Below are 8,369 nucleotides of genomic sequence, written 5' to 3' on the forward strand. Positions count from 1 at the left end.
GTGGTGATCGGCACGGTGACGCTGGCCATCGGCTTCTACGTCGCCAACGCGCTGGCGCCGCTGTTCACAAGTGCTGCCGTCGCATCGGGCTTCAAGCTGCCGGCGGATGCGCTGCAGATCACCTCGGTGGTCGACGGCTTCCTGTGGGTGCCTTACGTGGTCATCGAGGCGATCCAGGGGCTTGGACTTGTCGGCATCATCGTGATCGCGGTGGTCATCGCGGCATTGTTTGTCCTCTACCGCCGCAATCCGCTCGGCTGGGAGCGGGCCGCGGGCGCCGAAGACGAGCCGGCCGAAGAGACGGCCTGAACCTGATAGGGTCCACCCTTCAAACCGATCGTACGCCCTCCTCGGGGCGCCCGATTTCATCGACGGAGCCCGATCGTGCGCCCTCCTCGGGGCGCACGATTTCATCGACGGAGCAAAGAATGTCCGACGGCCTCATGCAGCTTCTGGATCCCGACGCGATCGTGCTCGGATCCGATGCCTCGACCAATGAGGAGATCATCCGCATCCTGGCGGGCCGGCTGGAGAGACTTGGCTATGTCAAAAGCTCCTATGCCGACGCGGTCGTGCGCCGCGAATTGACCATCCCGACCGGACTGCCGCTGGAACGCTCCGACAATGTCGCGGTGCCGCACACCGATCCGGAGCATGTGCTGAAGCCTGGCATCGCGATGGGCACATTGAAGCAACCAGTGACCTTCGCCAACATGGAGGATCCCGACGAGATGCTGCCGGTCGGCTTCGTTTTCCTGCTTGCCATCAACGACAAGGACAAGCAGATTGAGGCGCTGCAGGCCGTCATGGCCACCATCCAGAACCCGCAAGCCTTGGATGATTTGAGGTCGGCCAGAACCCTCGAAGACGTGCGAGCCGTACTCGGCTGATAACCAAGGAGAAGCAGAGATGTCCAGACAGAAAACCATTCTCTTCGCCTGCGGCACGGGCATCGCCACCTCGACCGCGGTCAACGTCGCCGTCACCGAGGAAATGAAGAAACGCGGCCTCACCTTCAATGCCCAGCAGGCAAAGGCCACCGAAGTGCCCGGACTGGCCGACAATGTCGACTTCATCGTCGCAACCACCCCGATCTCCGCTTCGGTGACCAAGCCGGTCATCAAGGGCCTCGCCTTCCTCACCGGCATCGGCAAGGACAAAGTGCTCGACGAGATCGAGGCTCAATTGCGCAAGTGACGGTCCAGACGCCACGCGCAGGCTGACGCGGCTTCACACCACCCTGACGTAGCTCGTCATTCCCGATTTCTGGTGCTCGATGATGTGGCAGTGCAGCAGCCAGTCGCCGGGATTATCGGCGACGAAACCGAGCTGAACCTTCTCGTTGGGCTGGATGAGATAGGTGTCGGAAATGACAGGCTGAACCTGGCGCGTCGAGGACGACAGCACCTTGAAGCTCATGCCGTGCAGATGCATAGGATGGGATTGCGGCGTCAGGTTCTCCATGTCGATGACATAGCTTTGGCCAAGCTTCAGTTCGGCCAGAGGCGCGGTCGGATCCTTGGTGTCGCCGGGCCACGGCACTTTGTTGATGGCCCAGAAACTGTAGCCAAGCGAGCCGCAGATGCCATCGCTCGGGACGTTTTCCGCCGTGGCGCTGAGCGCCAGGGAAATATGCCTGGCACTGGCGAGATCCACTTCCGCCACCGGATTGAGCTCCAGTGGAGCAAGATCCCGAATGTCCCGTTTGAGGGAGTTTCCTGTCGCGCGCAGGGTTGCCAGGATTTTTGGCTTGGTGCCTCTGACGTCCCTCAAGCTGACGATCGCGCCTTCCTCGTCGGGCATGCGTATGGCCAGCTCCATGCGCTGGCCGGGTCCAAGCAGCAAGGCATCGGGCGAAAAACGCTCAGGCACCGGATTGCCGTCGAGCGCCATGACAGTCGCCTTTGCACCGTCGACGTGAAAAGCGTAGATTCGCGTCACGTCGGTGATGGCGACGCGCAGCCGCGCCAGTCCGCCGGCCGGCGCATCATATTGCGGCTGGTCGAGCCAATTGGCGGTGCGCACCGTGCCGTAAGTTCCGGTTCTCGCGGCATCGCGCGGCCGGAACTGGTCGATGAACTGACCGTCGTCGCCGAGGCGCCAGTCGCGCAAATTGAGGACGATTTCGGCATCGAATTTCGGATCGTTGGGATTCTCGACCACGATCACGCCGGTCAGGCCATGGCCCATCTGCTCCAGCGTGTTGCAATGCGGGTGGTACCAGAAGGTGCCGGCATCGGGCGGCGTGAAGGCGTAGTCGAAATGATCGCCGGTGTAGACGTAGGGCTGGACCAGGAACGGCACGCCGTCCATCTTGTTTGGAACGCGAATACCGTGCCAGTGGATCGTCGTCGGATCGTCGATCGCGTTGACAAGGCGTGCAGCGAAGGGCTGGCCTTTTTTCATTCTGAGCACGGGCGGCATTCCGGCGTTGCCATAGGTCAGCACATCCCTGGTCTGGCCGATATCCATCAGCTTCGCCTGGATCTTTGCCGTCTGCAAAACCACCGGCTCAGGCGTGGCAGCGGCCCAGCCACCAAGCCGGCCCATGGCCGAAAGCCCGACCCCGCCTGCGCCGGCAATCGCTGCCGTTTTCAAAAGCCGGCGTCGGGTGAGTACGGTCATTTGACGCTCCAGCTGCAAAGACGGCTGCCCTGGGTTTATCGCAGCCTTGGATCGTAAGCGAGCATCCTGTGCCTAAACCGACTCCGCCACCGGCCTTAAGCAAAAGACGCTGGCGTGGACGGACAATCGACCACAATAAGCATCGCTGGCGGAGCGGCGCGCGACTATTTCGGCCGCGCCCCATAGGCGGCAAGGAATGCTTCGACCGAAGCATCGGCGTGCCGCTCGAGGTCCGCCTTCGAACGCGGGTTGCTTCCGGTGAACATGGCTTCGTTCATTGGGATCCAGAGAAGCATTCCGAAGAGATGGCTGGCCGCCAGACGGGGATCGCTGGTCTGCAACAGGCCTCGACTGGTAAGCTTTTGAAAGCATGATGCCACCGAGGCAAGCATGCGTTCAAAACCTTTTTCATACCAGCTCCGGCCAAGCTGCGGCATCCGATCCGCGTTGGCGATAATCAGACGCCGCAGCTTCAGCAGCTCTTCGTCCATCAGCGTCGTTGTCATGCGTCGGGCAAGCTGCTGTAGCCCACCCTCCATGAATTTCGCCTCGGAAAGCAGCATCGTCACGGACTCGACGACATCGTTGGTCTGGCTGGCGGTGGACTCGACGACTTCGCCGAAAAGCGTCTCCTTGTCCGTGAAATGCTTGTAGACAGTCTGCTTGGATGCGCCTGCTTTGGTGGCGATCTCTTCCATGCTGGTTCCATCATAGCCCTTGGCGATGAAGGCGGCCGTAGCCGCTTCAATGATTTCACGATCCTTGCGAGCCGACCTGGTCTCACCATCAATTTTCATAGCGCCTCTCAACCGGTACTAGACGGTACCGTTCCCGCATGGTAGCCATAGTTACAGTACTAGACTGGCTAGTACCCATCAACGGCAGCAAGGCTTAGACCGATGACCAAAATGATCTTCCTCAATCTACCGGTACGCGATCTGCAGGCGGCGACCAAGTTCTATCTCGCGATCGGGGGCACGCTGAACCCGCAGTTCTCGAGCGACCAGTCCAGCTCGATCATGTTCTCAGACTCGATCGGGGTCATGTTGCTGACGCACCAGCATTACAGCCAGTTCACAGCGCGCCCGATCGGCGACCCCAAGCGGGACAGCCAGATGTTGATCGCACTAACCGTCGACAGCAAGGACGAGGTCAATGTCGTAATCGAGAAGGGCGTGGCGGCAGGCGGTCGCGCCGATCCCAACCCGGCGCAGGATCTTGGTTTCATGTTCAACCGCCACATCGAAGATCCGGACGGCAACGTCTGGGAGCTGCTGTGGATGAACCCGTCGGCCATGCAATAGCCCACAGGAATCGAAGCGGGCCAGGATGACACTGGAGAAGCGATCGGCATTCGCCTGTCGCTTCCGTCAGGCGCGCCGGCATCGGCTATTCAGCCGCCTCGGCATAGTGTGCCGGCACGTAGTTGAGGATGGGGCCAAGCCAGCGCTCGGCCTCGGTCAACGGCATCGCCTTGCGGCGCGCATAATCCTCGACCTGGTCGCGTTCGACCTTGGCGACGCCGAAATAATAGCTTTCGGGATGCGCCAGATAGATCCCCGAGACGGATGAGCCCGGCCACATCGCATAGCTTTCGGTCAGTCTCACGCCGGCATTGCCTTCGCCATCGAGCAGCCGGAACAAAGTCGCCTTCTCCGTATGGTCGGGCTGAGCCGGATAGCCGGGCGCCGGTCGGATGCCGCGATAGGGTTCGCCGATCAGCTCGTCGGGCGCCAGCGCTTCATCTGACGCGTAGCCCCAGAATTCCTTGCGCACCTTCTCATGCATGCGCTCGGCAAAGGCTTCGGCGAAGCGGTCGGCCAGCGCCTTGACCATGATCGAGGAATAGTCGTCGTTGGCGCGTTCGAAGCGTTCGGCGATCGCCACCTCCTCGATGCCGGCGGTGACGATGAAGCCGCCGATGTAATCGGCCTTGCCGCACTCCGCCGGCGCGACGAAATCCGACAGGGCAACATTGGCCTTGCCGTCGCGCTTGGTCAGTTGCTGGCGCAAGGTGAAGAACGTCGCCAGTTCCTGCGACCGCTTCTCGTCCGTAAACAGCCTGATGTCGTCGCCGACGGCGTTGGCCGGCCAGAAGCCGATGACGCCGCGCGGCGCGAACCACTTTTCGGCAATGATCTTGTTCAGCATCGCCTGCGCATCCTCGAACAACTGGCGTGCGGCGGCACCTTGCGCCTCATCCTCCAATATCTTGGGATAGCGGCCCTTCAGCTCCCAGGTCTGGAAGAACGGCGTCCAATCGATGTAGCGCGCGAGCTCGGTCAGGTCCCAGTTCTCGAACACCTTCACGCCTGCGAAGGACGGCTTCGGCGGCTCATATTCAGACCAGTCTATCCGATGCGCATTGGCCCTCGCCTTGGCCAGCGGCAAACGCTGCTTGTCGGCTTCCGAGCGGGCATGCGCATCGGCGACCTTCTTGTATTCGGCGCGCACCGTATCGACAAAGCCATCCTTGCTCTCGTTGGACAGCAAGGATGAGACCACGCCGACCGCGCGGCTGGCGTCGGTGACATAGACCGTCTGCCCCTTGCTGTAACGCGGGTGGATCTTCACCGCCGTGTGCACGCGGCTGGTCGTCGCGCCGCCGATCAGCAGCGGAATGTCGAAGCCTTCACGCTCCATCTCGGCAGCCATGTGCGCCATCTCGTCCAGCGACGGCGTAATCAGGCCGGATAGGCCGATGATATCGACATTTTGCTCGCGCGCCGTCTGCAGGATCCTGGCCGCCGGCACCATGACGCCGAGATCGATGATCTCGTAATTGTTGCAGGCGAGAACCACGCCGACGATGTTCTTGCCGATGTCATGGACATCGCCCTTGACCGTCGCCATCAGGATTTTTCCGGCCGTTTTACGTTCGCCATTGTCGATGCCGTTGGCGGCGTTTGCCAGCTTCTCGGCTTCCATGTGCGGCAGCAGTCCAGCCACCGCCTGCTTCATCACCCGCGCCGACTTCACCACTTGCGGCAGGAACATCTTTCCCGCGCCGAACAGATCGCCGACGACGTTCATGCCGGCCATCAGCGGGCCTTCGATGACATGCAGCGGCCGCTCGGCGGCAAGCCGCGCTTCCTCGGTGTCGGCGTCGATGAATTCGGTGATGCCGTTGACCAGCGCGTGGCTGATCCGCTGTTCGACAGTCCATTCGCGCCAGGCGAGATCGCGCTCCTGCGCTTCCTTGCCGGCCGTGCCCTTGAAGCGTTCGGCGATCTCCAGCATGCGTTCGGTGGCGGTGCCGCCGGCCTTCGGCGCGCGGTTGAGCACGACATCCTCGCAGGCCTCGCGCAGATCAGGCTCGATCGTATCGTAGACGGCGAGCTGGCCGGCATTGACGATGCCCATGTCCATGCCGCGCTGGATGGCATGGTAAAGGAATACGGCATGCATGGCCTCGCGCACCGGCTCGTTGCCACGGAACGAGAAAGACAGGTTCGACACGCCGCCGGAAATGTGGACATGCGGCAGCGTCGCGGTGATCTCGCCGGCCGCCTCGATGAAGTCGACGCCGTAATTGTCGTGCTCCTCGATGCCGGTGGCGATGGCGAAGACATTGGGATCGAAGACGATGTCCTCGGGCGGGAAGCCGGCCTGCTCGGTCAGGAGCTTGTAGGCGCGGGTGCAGATCTCGACCTTGCGCGCCTTGGTGTCGGCCTGGCCTTCCTCGTCGAAGGCCATAACGACGACGGCGGCGCCATAGGCGCGGACCAGCCTGGCATGATGCAGGAAGGCTTCTTCGCCCTCCTTCATCGAGATGGAGTTGACCAGCGGCTTGCCCTGCACGCATTTCAAGCCGGCTTCGATGATCTCCCATTTCGAACTGTCGACCATGACAGGAACGCGGGCGATGTCCGGCTCGGCGGCGATCAGGTTGAGGTATTCGACCATGGCCTTCTTCGAATCGATCAGACCCTCGTCCATGTTGATGTCGATGATCTGCGCGCCGTTGGCGACCTGGTCGCGGGCGACGTCGAGCGCGGCGACATAGTCGCCCGCCGTGATCAGTTTCCGGAACTTGGCCGAGCCGGTGACATTGGTTCGCTCGCCGACATTGACGAAGGGGATCTCGTCGGTGAGCGTGAATGGCTCCAGCCCGGACAGGCGCATCCTGGGCTCAATGTCCGGAATGGCGCGCGGCGGATACTTCCGCACCGCCTCGGCGATGGCGCGGATGTGCTCCGGCGTCGAGCCGCAGCAGCCGCCGACGACATTGACCAGTCCCTCACGCGCGAAATCCTCGATCTGGGCGGCCATGAAGTCCGGGCTTTCGTCATACCGGCCGAATTCGTTGGGCAGGCCGGCATTCGGATAAGCGCAGACAAAGGTGTCGGCGACACCGGATATTTCGGCCAGATGCGCTCGCATGGCGTTGGCGCCGAGCGCGCAGTTGAGGCCGATGGTGAAGGGGCTGGCGTGCCGCACCGAATGCCAGAAGGCGGTCGGCGTCTGGCCCGACAGCGTGCGGCCGGAGAGGTCCGTGATGGTGCCCGATATCATCACGGGCAGGCGCACGCCCTTCTCGATGAAGATCTCTTCCGCCGCGAAGATCGCCGCCTTGGCGTTCAGCGTGTCGAAGATGGTCTCGATCAGGATGATGTCGGCGCCGCCATCGATCAACCCGCGCAGCTGCTCGCCATAGGCGAGGCGCAAATCGTCGAAGGTCACGGCGCGATAGCCGGGATTGTTGACGTCGGGCGACATCGAGGCGGTGCGGTTGGTCGGCCCGAGCGCTCCGGCGACAAACCTTCGCTTGCCGTCCTGCTGCTCGGCCCGAACAGCGGCGCGCCTGACCAGCCGCGCGCCATCGCGGTTCAGCGCATAGACGGCATCTTCCATGCCGTAGTCGGCCTGGGCGATCGAGGTCGAGGAGAAAGTATTGGTCTCCAGGATGTCGGCGCCTGCGATGGCGTATTGATAATGGATCTCCTCGATCGCCCCGGGCTGGGTCAGGATCAGGAGATCGTTGTTGCCCTGCTGATGGCAGGCGCAGCCGGCGAAAGCCTCGCCGCGGAATTGGTCCTCGTTAAACCCGAGGCCCTGGATCTGCGTGCCCATGGCGCCGTCGAGGATGAGAATGCGCTCGCGTGCCGCCGCTGTCAGCGCGGCAAGCACTTCCGAGCCGTCCGGTTTTGCCGCGACGGGGCCGAACAATGCGTCCAGCGAGGCAGAATTCTGCGACATTTTTTATCCCTTTGGCGACAGGCCTTTTCATGTCACATAAGGATATGTTTATGTCAATATACGGCAGATGCGCGTGATTGTCACCCACCCAACGCGAAGGCGGGTCCGTGGCGCCGGTTTTCCGACGGACCTACGCTCTGTCGACGCTCGCCAGGAAGCGGGCGAAGACCGGATCGAAGCGATCGGGCGAATCCCAGAACGGCGCGTGGCCGGATTTGTCGAGCAGATGCGCCTTGCCTTCCCATAGATTGGAGAATTTCACAGCCGAGACGAAATCGGTGTTGACGAATGGCTCGTCGATGCCGTTCAGAACGGCGATCGGCGGCGTCTTGCCGGCCACGATCTCGCGCTGGTTCCGGCCAGTGCCGGCCGCGAACTTTTCGAACATCAGGCGCCGCGCCCGTCCATCGGTGCGCGCCACCGTGTCGATGAGAAACGGCTCGAACGGCTCGCCGCAAGTGCTGCGCGCATAGGCCTCCACCTCGGCGCCGGTGAAGGTCTCCTGCCCGGCGAGATGCATATGCGGGCTCGGCTTGAATCCGCTG

Annotated in this window: 7 protein-coding genes and 1 pseudogene; 4 read left to right on the top strand and 4 right to left on the bottom strand. The window is 62.3% G+C overall.

Features of this window, described 5'->3' with window-relative positions; genetic code table 11:
- The 3 genes and pseudogenes from EN991_RS13700 to EN991_RS13710 form a co-directional block, all read left to right on the top strand.
- Positions 1–309: pseudogene (locus tag EN991_RS13700) on the top strand (PTS sugar transporter subunit IIC); the annotation flags it as partial.
- Positions 310–428: 119 nt separating this feature from the next.
- Positions 429–890 carry a PTS sugar transporter subunit IIA gene (locus EN991_RS13705; protein WP_127267974.1) on the top strand — a complete coding sequence of 154 codons (462 nt, stop codon included), beginning with the start codon at positions 429–431 and terminating at the stop codon, positions 888–890.
- A 19-nt stretch (positions 891–909) separates the two neighbouring features.
- Positions 910–1,197: a PTS sugar transporter subunit IIB gene (locus tag EN991_RS13710; protein WP_023809203.1), complete on the top strand. Its 288-nt coding sequence runs from the start codon at positions 910–912 to the stop codon at positions 1,195–1,197.
- 33 nt (positions 1,198–1,230) lie between these two features.
- Here EN991_RS13710 and EN991_RS13715 read toward each other — a convergent pair whose 3' ends face one another.
- Together EN991_RS13715 and EN991_RS13720 are read right to left on the bottom strand one after the other, a co-directional pair.
- Positions 1,231–2,625 (bottom strand): multicopper oxidase family protein, encoded by a 1,395-nt coding sequence (locus tag EN991_RS13715; RefSeq protein WP_127368957.1) that lies wholly within the window; start codon positions 2,623–2,625, stop codon positions 1,231–1,233.
- Positions 2,626–2,789: 164 nt separating this feature from the next.
- Complete coding sequence (locus EN991_RS13720; protein WP_024504795.1) at positions 2,790–3,422, bottom strand: TetR/AcrR family transcriptional regulator; 633 nt, start codon at positions 3,420–3,422, stop codon at positions 2,790–2,792.
- Between the two features lie 102 nt (positions 3,423–3,524).
- Here EN991_RS13720 and EN991_RS13725 point away from each other — a divergent pair, with 102 nt between their 5' ends.
- A complete protein-coding gene (locus EN991_RS13725; RefSeq protein WP_013530216.1) occupies positions 3,525–3,929 on the top strand; it encodes a VOC family protein in 405 nt (134 codons plus the stop codon).
- Positions 3,930–4,014: 85 nt separating this feature from the next.
- On the opposite strand, the gene metH is transcribed toward EN991_RS13725, so the two are convergent.
- Together metH and EN991_RS13735 are read right to left on the bottom strand one after the other, a co-directional pair.
- Entirely contained in the window at positions 4,015–7,824 is a 3,810-nt protein-coding gene (metH, locus tag EN991_RS13730; RefSeq protein ID WP_127368958.1) for a methionine synthase, read from the bottom strand.
- Between the two features lie 130 nt (positions 7,825–7,954).
- The coding region (locus EN991_RS13735) for an alpha/beta hydrolase (protein WP_164769043.1) at positions 7,955–8,369 on the bottom strand (415 nt) is incomplete at its 5' end.

Source organism: Mesorhizobium sp. M7A.F.Ca.US.005.03.2.1, assembly GCF_003997795.1.
Taxonomy (GTDB): Bacteria; Pseudomonadota; Alphaproteobacteria; order Rhizobiales; family Rhizobiaceae; genus Mesorhizobium; species Mesorhizobium ciceri.

What these genes read in the sequence shown, in the direction of transcription:
- EN991_RS13720 (WP_024504795.1), bottom strand. Translation starts at nt 3,422, where the DNA reads ATGAAAATTGATGGTGAGACCAGGTCGGCTCGCAAGGATCGTGAAATC.
- metH (WP_127368958.1), bottom strand. Translation starts at nt 7,824, where the DNA reads ATGTCGCAGAATTCTGCCTCGCTGGACGCATTGTTCGGCCCCGTCGCG.
- EN991_RS13715 (WP_127368957.1), bottom strand. Translation starts at nt 2,625, where the DNA reads ATGACCGTACTCACCCGACGCCGGCTTTTGAAAACGGCAGCGATTGCC.
- EN991_RS13710 (WP_023809203.1), top strand. Translation starts at nt 910, where the DNA reads ATGTCCAGACAGAAAACCATTCTCTTCGCCTGCGGCACGGGCATCGCC.
- EN991_RS13725 (WP_013530216.1), top strand. Translation starts at nt 3,525, where the DNA reads ATGACCAAAATGATCTTCCTCAATCTACCGGTACGCGATCTGCAGGCG.
- EN991_RS13705 (WP_127267974.1), top strand. Translation starts at nt 429, where the DNA reads ATGTCCGACGGCCTCATGCAGCTTCTGGATCCCGACGCGATCGTGCTC.